Raw genomic sequence first — 16,374 nt, 5'->3', positions numbered from 1 at the left:
CAATGTTAGTCGATCGTTGAGTAAATTTTACCATCCGCAAGTCGAGTCACAAGACGATCACCAGATTGAACTTGGTTCGCTTTAGTGATGACTTGGCCGTCACTCGACTGAGAAATACTGTAGCCACGCATGAGTGTTGCTAAAGGGCTAACCGTATCAAGCTTTTCTGCCGCCATTGAAAGCTGGTGGCGGGAAATCAATAGTTGCCTGTCCATAGCATCCATGAGCTTTTGTTTAGAGCGAGCGAGGTGGTTTTGCTGTCCGGTAAGCTTGTGCGCCGGTGTCTGAAGTGCTAAACGGTGCGACAAGGATTGAACTCGATTCGAAGCCTTACGCACTTTGCTTTGTATCGCCGAGTGCAGGCGGACTTCTAACTCATCTAACTTCTGAGACTGCAATTGAAGTAGGTAATTCGGATGACGTTTTTCAAGTTGGCGTTCTAGCTGGCTGAACTGATATTTGTAATCAGACAAGTAGCGAGACATGGCATGTGCCAGTTGTTGCTTTCTTTGACTGATAGCTTGATCTTTATGGCTGTTATCACGGCTGATCAACTCAGCCGCCGCTGATGGAGTGGGGGCTCGCATGTCTGCTACAAAGTCAGCGATCGTGACGTCAACCTCATGGCCAACCGCAGAAACGATCGGAATTTGACTAGAAGCAATGGTGCGCGCCAAAATTTCATTATTGAAGCACCAGAGGTCTTCTAGAGAACCACCACCTCGGCCAACAATCAAAACATCACATTCGTTGCGACTGTTTGCGCGACCAATGGCTTGGGCGATAGAGATCGCGGCGTTGTCACCTTGAACCATGGTTGGATAAATCACAACCGGTAGGCTAGGGTCGCGTCGTTTGAGTACATCCAAAATATCGTATAACGCAGCCCCCGTTTTTGACGTGATGACACCAACGCATTTCGGATGCTCCGGGATTGGCTGTTTGCTGCTTTGGGAAAAAAGCCCTTCAGCGGCAAGTTGCATCTTTAACGCTTCAAATTGCTGTTGCAGTCGGCCATCACCCTCAGGTTGCATGCTTTCAATGATCAGTTGGTAGTCACCACGAGGCTCATAAAGAGACAGGCGTGCTTTCACTAATACTTGATTGCCACTTTGGGGTTTAAAGGTAACGCGACGATTATTGCCACGGAACATGGCACATTTGACTTGGGCACGGCTATCTTTAAGAGTGAGATACCAGTGGCCTGAAACCGGTGCAGAAAAATTCGAAATCTCACCAACTAACCATACGATGCCCATCTCGTTCTCAAGTAACAGACGAACTTCGGCATTAAGACGAGAAACAGTGAAAATATTATTATTGGTCAGAGAAGACACAATCTAATCTCGGGGACCTGAGTATGGAAGTTAGCGGCAATATAATACATATCAAGGGGTACATTGCAAATTAAATTTAAAAAAATGTGTGGTCAAGCGATTGCGCTGTGCGTATAATCCGTCTGCAATATCAAATCCAAATCAACTTTATTATGCGAAACGATAAAGTTTGGGTTTACTCCTTTTAACACCTTTGTTGTGAGATATTGCAAATGCTACGAATCGCAAAAGAAGCTTTAACTTTTGATGACGTCCTACTCGTCCCAGCACACTCTACCGTTCTTCCGAACACAGCTGATCTTCGCACTCAGTTAACTAAAAACATCACGCTGAACGTTCCAATGATCTCAGCATCAATGGATACAGTTACGGAAGCGCGCCTTGCAATTGCATTGGCGCAAGAAGGTGGTATCGGCTTTATCCACAAAAACATGTCTATTGAGCAGCAAGCTCATCAAGTGCATCTTGTTAAGATCTTTGAAGCTGGTGTTGTTACAGCGCCCGTTACTATTAAGCCTGAAGCAACCATTGCTGATGTTAAAACACTAACAGAAGACAACGGCTTTGCTGGTTACCCTGTTGTAACAGCAAATAACGAACTGGTTGGTATCATTACTGGCCGTGACGTTCGTTTCGTTACCGATTTAACGAAAAAAGTTGAAGACGTAATGACACCGAAAGCTCGCCTTGCAACCGTAAAAGAAGGGACTTCTCGCGAAGAAGTTCAAAAGCTAATGCAAGAGCACCGTGTTGAGAAAATCCTGGTTGTGAATGATGAATTCCAACTAAAAGGTATGATCACGGCAAAAGACTTCCACAAAGCAGAACGTAAACCAAACGCATGTAAAGATGCGCAAGGTCGTCTACGTGTTGGCGCAGCCGTTGGTGCTGGCGCTGGTAACGAAGAACGTGTTCAAGCATTGGTTGAAGCAGGCGTTGACATTCTTCTTATCGATTCTTCACACGGTCACTCTGAAGGTGTACTTAACCGCATTCGTGAAACACGTGCGGCATTCCCAGATCTAGACATCATCGGCGGTAACGTTGCGACAGCATCAGGTGCTCAAGCACTAATCGATGCTGGTGTAAGTGCAGTTAAAGTGGGCATCGGCCCTGGCTCTATCTGTACTACTCGTATCGTTACGGGTGTTGGTGTTCCTCAAATTACCGCTATCTCTGATGCGGCTGAAGCGGCAAACAAGGCAGGTATTCCTGTTATTGCTGATGGCGGCATCCGTTACTCTGGTGACATTTGTAAAGCAATCGCAGCGGGCGCATCTTGTGTGATGGTTGGCTCTATGTTTGCGGGTACTGAAGAAGCGCCGGGTGAAGTTGAACTTTACCAAGGCCGTACTTACAAATCTTACCGTGGCATGGGCTCGCTTGGTGCAATGTCTCAAGGTTCTTCTGACCGTTACTTCCAGTCAGATAACGCAGCAGACAAGCTTGTTCCTGAAGGTATCGAAGGTCGTATCGCATACAAAGGCCGCTTGAAAGAAATCGTTCACCAACAAATGGGTGGTTTACGTTCAAGCATGGGTCTAACCGGTAGTGCAACTATCGAAGACATGCGTACTAAAGCTGAATTTGTTCGCATCTCTGGTGCTGGCATGAAAGAGTCACACGTACACGACGTACAAATGACTAAAGAAGCACCTAACTACCGCACTGGTCAGTAATTAGCCCAGACTTAACCTTGGAGATACCGCGGTATCTCCATCGCTTAACCTATTTGATCTTAAGAGAAGACAATGACTAAGAACATTCATGACCAACGTATTTTGATCCTAGATTTTGGCTCACAGTACACTCAGCTTGTAGCTCGCCGTATCCGTGAAATCGGTGTTTACTGTGAACTTTGGAGCTGGGACGTTGAAGAATCGGACATCCGTGAATTCAACCCAGACGGTATCATTCTTTCTGGTGGCCCTGAAAGCGTTACAGAAGCAAATTCTCCTCGTGCTCCTCAGTACGTATTTGATTCTGGTGTACCTGTATTCGGTATCTGCTACGGCATGCAAACCATGGCTGAACAGCTTGGTGGTAAAGTTGCTGGTTCTAATGAGCGTGAATTTGGTTACGCAGCAGTACAAGTGACTGGCGAATCTGCTTTGTTTAAAGATCTTGAGAGCACTCAAGATGTTTGGATGAGCCACGGTGACAAAGTGGTAGAGATCCCATCTGATTTTGTTAAAACAGCGCAAACAGACACTTGTCCGTATGCTGCTATGGCAAATGAAGAGAAGAAATACTACGGTGTTCAGTTCCACCCTGAAGTAACCCACACTAAAAACGGCCTAAAAATGCTTGAGAACTTCGTTCTTAACGCTTGTGATTGTGAAGGTTTGTGGACATCAGAATCTATCATTGAAGACGCTGTTGCTCGCATTAAAGAGCAAGTAGGCGACGATGAAGTCATTCTGGGTCTTTCTGGTGGTGTTGATTCATCGGTTGTTGCCATGCTTGCTCACCGAGCAATTGGCGACAAACTAACATGTGTATTCGTTGATAATGGTCTTCTTCGTTTAAACGAAGCTGAGCAAGTAATGGATATGTTCGGTGATAAATTTGGCTTGAACATCATTCATGTTGAAGCTGAAAAACGTTTCCTTGAAGCTCTTGAAGGCGAAAGCGATCCTGAAGCTAAGCGTAAAATCATTGGTCACGTATTTGTTGATATCTTTGATGAAGAATCAAAGAAACTGTCTAACGCGAAATGGTTAGCTCAAGGTACCATCTACCCAGATGTTATCGAATCTGCCGCGTCTAAGACGGGTAAAGCGCATGTAATTAAATCTCACCATAATGTTGGCGGTTTACCGGACGATATGGAGATGGGCCTTGTTGAGCCACTACGTGAGCTATTTAAAGATGAAGTCCGTAAGATTGGCTTGGAGCTAGGTCTTCCATACAACATGCTTTACCGCCATCCATTCCCAGGTCCTGGTCTAGGTGTTCGTGTTCTTGGTGAAATCAAGAAAGAGTACTGTGACTTGCTACGTCGTGCTGATGCTATCTTCATTGAAGAGCTGCACGCAGCAGACTTATACAATAAGGTATCTCAAGCATTTACTGTCTTCCTACCAGTACGTTCTGTTGGCGTAATGGGCGATGGCCGTAAATACGATTGGGTTGTCTCTCTACGAGCTGTAGAAACCATTGATTTCATGACTGCGCATTGGGCTCACCTGCCGTACGATTTTCTTGGTAAGGTATCTAACCGCATTATTAATGAAGTAGAAGGTATTTCTCGTGTTGTTTATGATATTTCAGGTAAACCACCAGCAACTATCGAGTGGGAATAAGCACTCCGATATTAAAATGTGATTAAATTTTTAAAGGCCAACTTTCGAGTTGGCCTTTTGTTTTATATTAAACCCATCTCATTCATGACGTTATAGTTACATGTGTAAGTATTGATCATTATTGCAATCTTATTTTACGCTGGTGACTATCCCTTTATTATTCAATTGCCATTAAAATTTTCTTACAAATTTTGTCGCTTTTTTTTAATCTAAGGTATCGTTTCATGTCTACGAAACTCGCAAACCCTGCACCACTTGGCCTGATGGGCTTTGGTATGACTACTATTCTATTGAATATCCATAATGCGGGTTTTTTCCCTATGGATTCTATGATTTTAGCCATGGGTATTTTTTACGGTGGTTTGAGCCAAGTGATCGTAGGCATCATGTGTTTCAAACGTGGTGATACTTTTGGTACAACAGCATTTACTTCGTATGGCTTATTCTGGTTATCTCTTGTAGGACTGATTGTTATGCCTTACATGGGTCTTCCTGCAAGCCCACATGGCTTCATGGGGTGGTACCTAACACTTTGGGGTATCTTCACAGGCTTCATGTTCTTTGGTTCACTTTGCTACCCTGTTGCTAAGCAAGTTGTATTCGGTTCATTGACCATTCTATTTGCTTTACTTGCTATTCGTGATTTCACGGGCAGTGAGCTTATCGGCACGATTGCTGGTTTCGAAGGTATCTTCTGTGGCGCAAGCGCAATCTACTTTGCAATGGCACAAGTGTTGAACAACGAGTACGGCCGTACGGTTCTACCAATTGGCGAAAAGAAAAAAGCACCAAGCGTTTCTACGGAACAAGTAGCAGCGTAGTATTCAAGGTTGCGGGAACAGCTAAGAATGAAAGAAAAGGGTTAGCCATTGGCTAACCCTTTTTTATATCCACGCTTTTTCTTATTTTTATAACGATCTTTTTTAAGATCTTGTTATATGACTAACTAGGTTGATCAACCGTCTTCCCGTTAGGTGTTTCTTGTTGTGTTGCTGGATTCTTACCTGTTTTACGTTTGTACTTATCTTCCCAGTAATCGGCGCCTTTAATACCAAGGGCTACCGGGTTAAAGGTATATTCTTCGACGCCTTCTTTTTGCTGACGCTCGTAATCTTTAAGTGCCTTGATGGCAGGCTTAGACATGAAGAAGATAATGATGATACCAACGATGTTTAACCAAGCCATTAAGCCCACACCAACGTCACCCATTGCCCATGCCATATTGGCCGTTTTAACGGTGCCGTAGAATACTGCTGTCATTAACACCAGCTTTAGCACAAACATTAATCCATTCACTTTAAATGTACGACGAATGTAAGCGATGTTGGTTTCTGCGATGTAGTAGTAAGCCAAGATAGTCGTAAAGGCAAAGAAGAACAGTGCAAAAGCAATGAACAGCTTACCGACACCCGGTAGAGCACTTTCAATCGCCATTTGTGTAAACACAGGGCCGTTGGCACCAATGTTTTCAGAAAGGTTCTGCACCAAGAATACGCCTTCAGAACCACCATGTACGTTATATGCGCCCGTTATAAGGATCATAAATGCCGTTGCAGAACATACTAAAAGGGTATCAATGTAGATAGAGAACGATTGAACCAAGCCTTGTTGAGCTGGGTGATCAACGTTTGCTGCTGCCGCTGCGTGTGGACCTGTACCTTGACCTGCCTCATTAGAATAAACGCCGCGTTTAACACCCCAACCAATCGCAGCACCAAAGCCTGCCATAGGAGTGAAAGCATCACCGATGATCATGCCGAAGATACGTGGTACTTCGCCAACATTTAGTAAAATGATAACGAACGCAATAATGATGTAAGCCAGCGCCATGAAAGGCACGACAATTTGGGTAAAGTTAGCGATTCGTTTCACACCACCAAAGATGATGAAACCTAGAATGATAGAAACAACAGTACCGGTGAAAATTTTGGCAAAGCTAAAAGTACCAATAGCCGTTTCAATCATCTCGCCAGGGCCGAATGCCGCTTCAACAGCATTACCAATACTGTTTGATTGCACGCCAGGTAAGAGTACGCCACAAGCAAAAATAGTCGCAATCGCAAATATCCATGCATACCACTTTTGCCCCATTGCTTTTTCTATGTAATAAGCTGGGCCGCCACGAAACTGACCTTCGTCTTCTTCTTTGTAAATTTGAGCCAGCGTTGATTCAGCGTAAGCCGTCGCCGCGCCAAAAAATGCCACAACCCACATCCAAAATACCGCACCAGGGCCACCAAAACCGATTGCAGCAGCCACACCAGCGATGTTACCCGTACCTACGCGTCCAGAAAGAGAGACGGCAAGTGCTTGAAATGATGATATTCCTTTAGTTGAGCTTTTTCCTGACAGTAGCAAACGCCACATTTCCGAGAAATGTCGCACTTGTACAAAACGAGTAAGAATTGAATAGAATAATCCAGCGCCTAAGCAGAGGTAAATTAGAGCGGGGCTCCAAATAATTCCATTGAGAACGTCGATCAATGACTGCATAACATTATGTCCCTAAGGTGGTCAAAAAGATTGTATGTTTTTCAGGCAACACAATAACCCAGATGTAACAGTATTGTTAAGTTAAATGTTTGGTAAAAGTTAAATGCGTGATCGGGGACTCAGTCGTATCAGGTGACGTTTAAAACTGAAATAAAGCCATATATGTCGGGTTTTCGCTGCTTATGTGTAACTGATTGCAATAAAGGTCGGTGTTTATTCATCGGTTCAATTTTATATAAATGGTAGTTGATTGCTCTGTAATTCAGGGTGTTTATCAGAGTATGTTGCTGGCGCGTTAATGACTTTCGGTTCTCTATCTGGGCTTACAAGATAAATTTACTATTGTTGGTTTTGTTGTTTTAAACGACCGTTTATCCGCAGGATGACGTTGCGAGGTGTTTATTCCCTCCTACACTTAAGTGGATAGGGGAGCAACTTATGGCAAAAACATCAGCGTCAGACTGTTGTCGTTACAGTAATGAAGATGGTTGGCATTGTGATCAGCCTTCCGATGAGTCAGGGTTATGTTATTGGCATAATCCCGACATAGACAAAAGTGGTGATGACGTTAAACAAGCTGTGGAAGAATGGGCGAAATCAGGAAAACCACTCGATGGATTTCAATTAGCCCGTACGAAGTTGAATGATATCAATTTAGTTAACCGTGGCAGTAAAGCGGGTTACCGATGTCGCAACGTAGATTTTTATCGAGCTGACCTTTCCGACGCCCATTTTTTTGGTTTAGATTTACGCGGAACCTCCTTAATGAAAGCTTCCCTAAGTGGGGGGAATTTGCATTGTGCTCAGATGGAAGGCTGTAATCTCTTAGGGACGGATTTTACCCGAGCAAGGCTAGAGAATGTTGTTTGGGGCAAAGAGTTAGAGCAAGAAAAGCGAGCAGAAGAAGTGTTGAAAAAAGGCGACAAAAAGAAAGCTGTTTCCTATTTCCAAGAAGCGGAAGAGGTCGCCAGAGCCATTCGAAAACAGTGTGAAAAAGAAGGTCTGTTCGAAACAGCAGGCAGCTTTTTTAAGAAAGAGATGAAGTTTCGTCGCTACCAAATGCCATTATTTAGTACCAAGCGCATTATTTCACGGCTGGTGGATTTGTTTTGTGGTTATGGCGAGTCGCCTATGCGAGTGGTGTTATTTTCAATGTTTTTGATTTGGATTTGCTCGGTAGCGTATTTCTTTTTGGGTACTACCGCGAGTAACACTTATACCGTGCAAGAGCATGGATACTTTTATGCTCATGCTTTTGAGTTTTTTAATGCGGTGTATTTCAGCGTTGTTACGTTCACGACCTTAGGATATGGAGATATCTCCCCCATAGGCTTTGCTCGCTTTGTCGCGGCATTCGAAGCGTTTATGGGCAGTTTTACAATGGCGTTGTTTGTGGTGGTCTTTGTTAAGAAAATGACTCGATAGGTTAGAGGCTAAAAGCTAAAGGCGATAGGTAGAAATCAAAAGGCGATAAGCGAAAAGTAAGATCTTAAGGAAAAACGATAGTAGGAAAGTAAGAAGAGGCGACCTTGTTTGGTCGCCTTTTTAGTTGGGAGAGTAACGCTTAATTAGAGGTTGGTGAAGGATCGATTGGGGCTAGGCCGCCATATAGGTCATGGTTTACTACCACTTGAGGAGCAGAGCAGTCACATTGGTTTTCTTGCTGTTGAGTGTTGTGCTGCTTGGTGGCTTCTTGTTGTGGGGGATACCAAGCATCGAGACCCTGTTGCAATCGCTCCGTTGCCTGCTGTGGTGACATTGTACCGTTGAGCACTTGTGTACTGACTTCCATCATTTCACCACCAAAATTAGGCGTACCTCGAGACAAGATCTGCACGAAGCTCCGGATGGTTGAATCGCAGCGGTTACGCCAGCTTGCCATTTTCATCGCCGTTGGATCGGTTATCTCAAAGAAGTGATTCGAGAGTGAGAAAAAGCCGGGTTCTGAATCGGTAAACAGTTGTGCAAACTCTTTGGTCGTCATCCATTTTAGTAGCTTCATTGCGGCTTCTTTGTTCGGACTAGCGGCATTAATGCCGATGCCTTTATCCGTGTGATCATTAAAAAAGCATTGCTCTTGGCCATCCGGTACGGGTGGAGCAAATACGCCTAAATCGACTTTATCTCGTACGTTAACGATTTCCCAAGATCCGGCTGGGCTGACGGCAGCTTTACCTTGTTTAAACATATCCCAACTATCGGTATAACCGCGTTGCTTGTAATCGTCGCCCATATATTCTGACCACCGAGCAAGGTGTGCGAACGCGTGTTGGTACGGTTGCGTGTCTATTCTTTCGGTGCCTTCAATCAGACCCAGTCGTCCGTCTTCACCGTGCCAATAGTTAGGGCCAATATTTTGGTAGCCGACCTCTGATGATTCCCACTTGTCTTTGGTACTAAAGGCCAGAGGTAGATATTGACCATCGTTTTTTACTTTATCTAGCAACGCAAAAAATTCTGATTCCGTTTTTGGTTCGGTTAAGCCCAATTGTTTGAAGATGGTTTTGTTGTAGAAGAAACCATGAATGACCGCACCCATCGGCAAGCAAAATGTTTGGGCACCGGAGTCGGTTTGCCAAGGTGTTTGTGCAAAGCTTGGAAAGTTCTCCATCCCTTCCATCTCAGTAATTTCCAGTAGGTAGCCTTGCTTGAACCAACCGAGTGAGATATCAAAAGGACGACAGATCACCAAGTCAGCGGTGGTGCCATTTTTAAATCCGTCCGAGACGGTATCAAAATATTTGGAATTAACGATTTTATTAAGTTTTATATCAATGTCTGGGTGGTGTTTTTGAAACGCTGGAATCAACGATTTACGCCAAAGTGTGTCTTCTTCTCCCCATGTATCAATGGTTAATGTCACCGCGTAGCTAGCACTAGCCACAGAAAGTAGGGTAGCAGACAAGATAGTGCGAACAATTGAACGAATAGTCATAATGCCCCCTTAGACTTTAAAGTGATTAATGAGTGTTTGTTGCTGTTGAGCAAGATCGGCCAGTACATCGCCACTTTCCGCAGATTGTCTTGCTTCTTGCTCTGTTTGCCTCGCGGCTTCAGCAATGCCATTAATGTGTTTTGCTACATCTTTACTCACTTCGATTTGCTCTTGAGTGGCATGAGATATTTGGGAAGACATTTCAGATATTTCATTCATTCGAGAGGTAATGGCTTCAAGTGCTTCTTCCGTTAGTCGGGTTTGTTCAACGCAGTCATTGGTTTGAATTTGGCTACGAGCCATGACTTCAATGATCTGTTTGGAGCTGGTTTGTAAGTTCTCAATCATTTTTTGAATTTCTTCGGTGGACTCTTGAGAGCGTGTTGCTAGGGCTCTGACTTCATCGGCGACCACGGCAAATCCGCGTCCAGCTTCACCTGCACGAGCGGCTTCAATAGCGGCATTGAGCGCCAATAAGTTAGTTTGTTCTGCAATGCTTCGAATTACATCTAGCACGTTATCGATAGACGATGAAAACTGACCGAGTTGCTCTGAGCAAGCAACCGCTTCTTGAATGTCGACGGCCAGTTTCTCGGTGGTCGCTCGATTGGCGATGACCTTTTGTCGCCCATCTTGAGTCGCTTGGTTGGCGAGTTTGATTTCAGATAGCGTGTTATCAGTCGAGCGAGATACTTCGCTCGCGCTGACTTCCAGTTGAGATATTGCCGTTGCAACCATTTCAGTTTGAGATTTTTGCGCTTCGACTTGTTCCATGGTGCGTTCACTGATTTGAGCCGTTTTTGCCGCCTCTTTCACTAAGTGCTGTGAACCTTGACCAATGTCTGACAGTAGGCCTGACGTGTGGCTCGCCAATTCATCGATGGCTTGAGCCAAGACACCAAACTCAGTAGCACTTTTGTACTCTGTTCTGCCCGTCATATCACCTTTGGCCATATTGAGCAGAACAGGGCTGATCCTTCTTAATGGTTTTTGAATACTGGTGGCGACGGTATAGCCAACAAGTAGGGCAACAACCGCTGAAATTAACGCCATCACCAAGGTTGTCGCGGTTGATTGAGAGGCCGCTTCTTCAGCGGCAAGGCTACTTTGTGACGCGGAGTTTTGCACTAACGCAACCAGTTCGCCCAAGATGACTTGAGTTTGATTGATCTGGCTTTCAGCTTGTTGAACATACTGAGCTTGTTGTTTTAGGTGTAAGGTTTCGTTGGCGGAGCTATTGAGCAGTCCATTTTCTGCCAGTGCTAATTGCTCTAGTTTGGATACATTACGTAAGAAACGTGTTTTTACATCGTCGGCAATCTTGATCCCTGCGAGGCGTTCTTTTGCGACTCTAATATCGTCCGTTAAGGTTTGTTTCAGTTCGGCTAAATCTGTGTCTTTGTTGATACGACGAATGTTTTTAAGATCTCGGCTGATACCACTGGTGATGAGTTCTGCACGATTTTGTAAAGAACGACTATTGGCCGAGCGTTGTAAAAGTAAATTTGCTGCCCATGAGTAGGTATCTTCCAAGTGCAAAAATGAACTGTTGAGTTGAGCTAATTGTGCTCTGCTGTTGAGAACTTGCTCGTAACTGCCCATAGCTTGAATTGAAAATTGGTAATACTGAATAGCGGCATTAATAACGGCATCCAATTTTTTTTGTTCGTCTGTGTTGGGAGAAAAATTCTTTAACGTTTGCGTGGCTTTTTCAAACTCATTTTTCGTCTCAAGAAAGTCTTGCTTCAAAGAAGGAAGCAGGGTTAGGTCGTGAGTTGCATCGTAATATGACAATGCTTGGTGGCTATCTTGTAAAATTGTTTGTAAACGAAAAGTGGCGATAACCATAGGGGTGGATTGCTGCGTAATCGCATTTAATCTCTTGTGCATGCTGGTGGTATTGCTGTAGTTAACGGCGGCTACGGCAATCAACAACACAAACATTAATGCGAAGCCAGCAATGGTGCGCTGAACAATGGACATAGGAGAGCTCTCTATCTAACAAATTACTTAATAAGACTAGAAGCGGAATGGCAACTTTTCTGCCTAATCCTTAAAGTAATCTATAAAAATGTTAGAAAGGTGAGCTGATACGAGGACGTCCCTTGGTAAGCAAATTGAATTTGCTTACCAAGGTCGCGAGAAAAATGCGCGGAAGGTGAGGGTTATTTCAGTAAATTACTCGGCTTAAAACTGTGCCAACTCACCTCAGTCGTGCGACTCAGAGATAAGCTAATCGCGAATGCTAGTAAGCCCACCAATATAGAAATAAGCCAAAACACCACGCCAGCTTCTGAAATCGGGCTCCATGGATTTGGATTAAACAGAATCAAGAAGGGCATTTTGTACAGACTGCTAAAGTAGTTGGCTAAACCATCAAATCCAAGTAACAAGCTCGCAAAAAATTGAGCCACATAAGTTGAAAATACAAACACCAATATAGGCGAATTAGTCAGTTGAGAAAGCGCCATCAGAATACTGGCGAGGGTAAACACCGAAATAACGCCAAGTAACATTTTAGCCGCGAACTCTATGCCGCTCATCAGCGCATAGCCCAAAGAGTCATATTGAAGTAATAAGGCGAGCGGATTCTCACTTGATATGCTGATGGCGTATAGGTACAAGTTAGCGAGCAGCAATAAGGCACCACACATCATGGGTATAACGATCAAGCCATAAAACAGTTTTACACCGTGAAATTGCAGCGGGGATATCGGCATGCTGCGCCAAAACATCGTACTGCCTTCTTGGCGTTCCTTACGCATCGTCTTAGCGAAATAAAGCCCCGATAGCAGTAATGATAAGCCGCCATACAGTAGATAAAGCGCGGCCTTGATGTCATCGCTAGCGTCTATGTTGGCTGGGGAGAAATCGCCGTGAAATTCCATCGAAATAAAGACGTCACCTTGCAAACCCGTACTGCTAATTAAGCTGACAAATAACAAGGTGGAGCAGACGAGGAAAAATAATAGGCTGCGAGTGATTAAAGTATGCTCGATGCGTTCTTTGTTCAACATAGCTAGGTAAGGGCGCATTAGCGATTCTCCTTTTGTAGCGCAATAAACAGTGAAGTGAGAGATGCAGGGTGAATGGAACCAAGAGATTCTGCTGGCTGTTTTTGCTCTCGCTTGAACAGGCAATGAAGCTGTTCACCTTGCTCGTTAATGGATAAAGGCGATAGCTTTTCTACTTCACTGTGCACATGCTGCGGAGCTTGCAGTGTGAAGTATTGTTCGGATATCGCGATCATACTGTCTTGATATATGGCTTTGCCTTGCTTGAGGATTAAAACATCGGTAAGCAGATGTTCGATTTCCGTCACTTCATGGCTGGTAATGATGAGGGCTCTGTCACTGCGTTTAAACCATTGCTGCAATTGTTGGTAGAACGTATCGCGGTACAATAAGTCCAAACCAAGAGTGGGCTCATCAAGAATCAGTACTTTGGTATCGGTTGCAATGACGATGGCAAGATGAAGTTGTACTTTCATTCCTTTCGAAAGCTGTTTGATTTTACTCGTAAGCTTTATGTCTGTACTGGCAAGCGCTTGCATTGCCTGTTCACGGTTAAAGCTTGGGTGGACGCCATTCGTATAGTTGATCAGCTGTTTTACACTCATCCACTCGGGTAGAACATTCACATCTGAAATATAGGCCAAATGCTCCATCATTTGAGCGTGGTCATCGATTGGATCGAAACCACAAATACTGACCTTCCCATTGCAGAAATGGCTGCCTAGCAAAGCGTTAATCAAGGTTGATTTTCCCGCGCCGTTGTGACCAAGTAAGCCAAGTACTTGTCCTGCTTGTAGCTGAAAGCTGATTGGGTGTAAGGCTTGATCTGAATTGCCTTTATTGGATTGGTAATTTTTCGTCACTTGGTTTACATCGACAAGAACGGACATAAATAGGCCTGTAAGATATTGATTTGATACAACCTTAACAACTCGGCCTTGGGGATGCCATCACTTTGATTGCAATCACATGTTGAGCGTAGCGAATGATTAAGTATTTAGCCTATGATGATCCTTTTACTTGTTGTAATTATATCTAATTGAAATAAATATAAAAAAAGCACTTAGCCTACTGTAGGCGAAGTGCTTTAAGAACGAGTACTTTTTGTGTAACTAAGCGCTTTTTTCCGCTGTTTCTAAGCGGTATTTCACCATGTCTTCAATGGTTAAAATTGGCATGTCGTGCATTTTACTAAAGGCAACCAGTTCAGGTGTTTTTGCCATAGTGCCGTCAACATTGGTGACTTCACAAAGCACACCAGCGGGAGCCAAACCGGCCATTTGCATCAAATCAACGGTACCTTCAGTATGACCACGGCGAGAAAGAACGCCACCTTTGCGAGCACGTAATGGGAATACGTGACCTGGGCGAGCCAAGTCTGTTGGTTTTGCTTGAGGGTTGATGGCCGTTTTGATCGTTGTTACACGGTCAGCAGCAGAGACGCCCGTTGTGACACCGACTTTTGCTTCGATGGTCACGGTAAACGCCGTTTGGTTTGCACTGTTGTTATCGACAACCATTGGTGGTAAATCAAGTTGGTTTGCTTGCTCGTCAGTTAAGCATAAGCAAACAATGCCGCTACATTCGCGGATCATCAGTGCCATTTGAGCATTGGTTAGCAGTTCTGCTGAGTAAATGATGTCGCCTTCGTTTTCACGATCTTCATCATCTAGCAATACCACGCCTTTGCCTGCTTTAAGTGCAGTAATGGCTTTTTCAACACGCTCTAGTGGAGTGCCGAATTCTTCTAATAACGATGATTGTTTCTGATTCATGGTAGACCTCTATAAATAAATACCAGAATCAGGGCATACATGAAGGGGGATACGCATAAAAATAGGCATCCAAAACAAGCACACTGAAGATCTTCAGTGTGTTTATCATCCTCTCCCATCCGGACTTTAACCGTCGGCCCTGGAATCTCACCAGATCTGCTGTCCTCGGCGTACCGAGCGCTCGCGGGCTTATCAAGATAACGAATAATGTAATCATCGTTCGTTTAATGACTTACCGCCGGTGGGGAATTTCGCCCCGCCCTGAGAATAATTAATGTGTCGCTTAATAATGTAAGCACGCCGATCTTACCGTCTCAATCCAGTGCTGGCAAGGTAAGCAAACGATTTACTGACATTATTGTGATGGTTTGATAGTTCCGCTGTTAAGCCGATTCTCTTCGAATCAAAGTCGGTGGAATAATGATCTTTTGAATGCCAGTTTGTGGATGTTTCAGTTGGTTAACAAGACGCTGACCCGCTTGTTTACCAATCTCATAGGCCGGGGAAGAGGTAAACGTTAAAGAAGGTGTGCACAACTGGGCTTCAGGGACATCATCAAAACCAATGATAGAAATTTGTTTTTCGATGTATTGATCTTTACCAACCCGTCGGTTGACTCTATTGGCGGCATAAACTGCACCAATAGCGGTTTTTGAACGGTGACACAGTAAAGCGGTTATCTGCGGATGATGATGCAGTAAGTTTTCGACGATGTCAGCGGCGTTTTGCTGGCTTTGATCGCACTCTACCACCCATTCATTTTTGAACATGAGGCCATATTGCATCAGGGTTGTACAGTATCCGCCAATCCGCTCTGCTCTCGTCAGTGAGTCGCCGCTCCCCCCCACATAAGCAATATGTCGATGCCCTTGCTCAATGAGATGCTGCGTTGCCAGTTTTGCGGCAAGGCTATTGTCTGGGCAGACATTGTCTACGGAGTCATCCACTGTTGCGCGCGATAAACAAATGGCGGGAATACTGGCGTTGTTTGCCAGTTCGATGACTTGAGAAGTCCCGCCTCTGAGTGGGTTGAAGGCAATACCGGCAACACCTTGCTGGATCATGGATCTTACGCATTTAGTCAGTTTGTCGGAGTCGTCGCCGTATTGGGCAAGAAATAACATATAGCCATGTTTCTCTAATACGCTGCTAATACCGGATGTGATCTCAGCGTAAAAAGGATCGGTGATGTCTCGCAAGATCAAGCCAATTAAATTGGAGTGCTGTGTTCTCAGGTTGGCTGCGGCTTCATTACGAACATAACCGAGTTCGTTAACCGCTTGGTTGACTTTTTTGATGGTCGCTTCCGAGATGCGGCCCTTATTGCCTAGTACCAAAGAAACGGTAGAAACCGATACACCGGCATGTTTTGCAACATCATTGATTTTTACTGCTTTCTTTTTCATGCGGGCTATACAGCTTATGCTTTTGACGACTCGTCGCTACTATATCGAAAATAAAGTACGTCATGGAGTAAAACGTTTTATCAAGGCTGAAAAATGGATCATTAATCAC

At 44.4% G+C, this 16,374-nt stretch carries 12 protein-coding genes and 1 riboswitch; of the genes, 4 read left to right on the top strand and 8 right to left on the bottom strand.

Annotation, left to right across the window (positions count from 1 at the left end; all coding sequences use genetic code 11):
- Positions 1–5 precede the first annotated feature (5 nt).
- Positions 6–1,337, bottom strand: coding sequence for an exodeoxyribonuclease VII large subunit (gene xseA, locus VTAP4600_RS11550; RefSeq protein ID WP_102522932.1), 1,332 nt, complete (start codon positions 1,335–1,337; stop codon positions 6–8).
- Between the two features lie 212 nt (positions 1,338–1,549).
- Between xseA and guaB the strand changes: the two genes are divergently transcribed.
- From guaB to VTAP4600_RS11535, 3 genes are all read left to right on the top strand, one after another.
- Positions 1,550–3,016: an IMP dehydrogenase gene (gene guaB, locus VTAP4600_RS11545; protein WP_102522931.1), complete on the top strand. Its 1,467-nt coding sequence runs from the start codon at positions 1,550–1,552 to the stop codon at positions 3,014–3,016.
- A gap of 72 nt (positions 3,017–3,088) precedes the next feature.
- The gene (gene guaA / locus VTAP4600_RS11540; protein ID WP_102522930.1) at positions 3,089–4,642 is read left to right on the top strand and encodes a glutamine-hydrolyzing GMP synthase; all 1,554 of its coding nucleotides are present in this window, start codon (positions 3,089–3,091) and stop codon (positions 4,640–4,642) included.
- 224 nt (positions 4,643–4,866) lie between these two features.
- The gene (locus VTAP4600_RS11535) at positions 4,867–5,463 is read left to right on the top strand and encodes an acetate uptake transporter (protein ID WP_102522929.1); all 597 of its coding nucleotides are present in this window, start codon (positions 4,867–4,869) and stop codon (positions 5,461–5,463) included.
- A 121-nt stretch (positions 5,464–5,584) separates the two neighbouring features.
- On the opposite strand, the gene VTAP4600_RS11530 is transcribed toward VTAP4600_RS11535, so the two are convergent.
- Positions 5,585–7,135 carry an alanine/glycine:cation symporter family protein gene (locus VTAP4600_RS11530; RefSeq protein ID WP_102522928.1) on the bottom strand — a complete coding sequence of 517 codons (1,551 nt, stop codon included), beginning with the start codon at positions 7,133–7,135 and terminating at the stop codon, positions 5,585–5,587.
- A 438-nt stretch (positions 7,136–7,573) separates the two neighbouring features.
- Here VTAP4600_RS11530 and VTAP4600_RS11525 point away from each other — a divergent pair, with 438 nt between their 5' ends.
- A complete protein-coding gene (locus VTAP4600_RS11525) occupies positions 7,574–8,560 on the top strand; it encodes an ion channel (RefSeq protein WP_102522927.1) in 987 nt (328 codons plus the stop codon).
- A gap of 139 nt (positions 8,561–8,699) precedes the next feature.
- Here the strand turns inward: VTAP4600_RS11525 and VTAP4600_RS11520 are convergent, their stop codons facing one another.
- From VTAP4600_RS11520 to malI, 6 genes are all read right to left on the bottom strand, one after another.
- Positions 8,700–10,070: an ABC transporter substrate-binding protein gene (locus tag VTAP4600_RS11520; RefSeq protein ID WP_102522926.1), complete on the bottom strand. Its 1,371-nt coding sequence runs from the start codon at positions 10,068–10,070 to the stop codon at positions 8,700–8,702.
- 9 nt (positions 10,071–10,079) lie between these two features.
- Entirely contained in the window at positions 10,080–12,053 is a 1,974-nt protein-coding gene (locus VTAP4600_RS11515) for a HAMP domain-containing methyl-accepting chemotaxis protein (RefSeq protein ID WP_102522925.1), read from the bottom strand.
- A gap of 182 nt (positions 12,054–12,235) precedes the next feature.
- A complete protein-coding gene (locus VTAP4600_RS11510) occupies positions 12,236–13,105 on the bottom strand; it encodes a hypothetical protein (RefSeq protein WP_102522924.1) in 870 nt (289 codons plus the stop codon).
- Positions 13,105–13,974: an ABC transporter ATP-binding protein gene (locus VTAP4600_RS11505; RefSeq protein WP_102522923.1), complete on the bottom strand. Its 870-nt coding sequence runs from the start codon at positions 13,972–13,974 to the stop codon at positions 13,105–13,107. The genes VTAP4600_RS11510 and VTAP4600_RS11505 overlap by 1 nt, the downstream gene beginning before the upstream one ends.
- 222 nt (positions 13,975–14,196) lie before the next feature.
- The gene (gene ribB, locus VTAP4600_RS11500; RefSeq protein WP_102522922.1) at positions 14,197–14,859 is read right to left on the bottom strand and encodes a 3,4-dihydroxy-2-butanone-4-phosphate synthase; all 663 of its coding nucleotides are present in this window, start codon (positions 14,857–14,859) and stop codon (positions 14,197–14,199) included.
- 103 nt (positions 14,860–14,962) lie between these two features.
- A riboswitch (FMN riboswitch) is annotated at positions 14,963–15,132 on the bottom strand.
- Positions 15,133–15,242: 110 nt separating this feature from the next.
- A complete protein-coding gene (malI, locus tag VTAP4600_RS11495; RefSeq protein WP_102522921.1) occupies positions 15,243–16,265 on the bottom strand; it encodes a Mal regulon transcriptional regulator MalI in 1,023 nt (340 codons plus the stop codon).
- Positions 16,266–16,374 lie beyond the last annotated feature (109 nt).

It is taken from the genome of Vibrio tapetis subsp. tapetis (assembly GCF_900233005.1).
Classification (GTDB): domain Bacteria; phylum Pseudomonadota; class Gammaproteobacteria; order Enterobacterales; family Vibrionaceae; genus Vibrio; species Vibrio tapetis.
The sequence above is the reverse complement of the archived record's forward strand: the minus strand, read 5'-3'. Positions and strand labels throughout refer to the sequence as shown.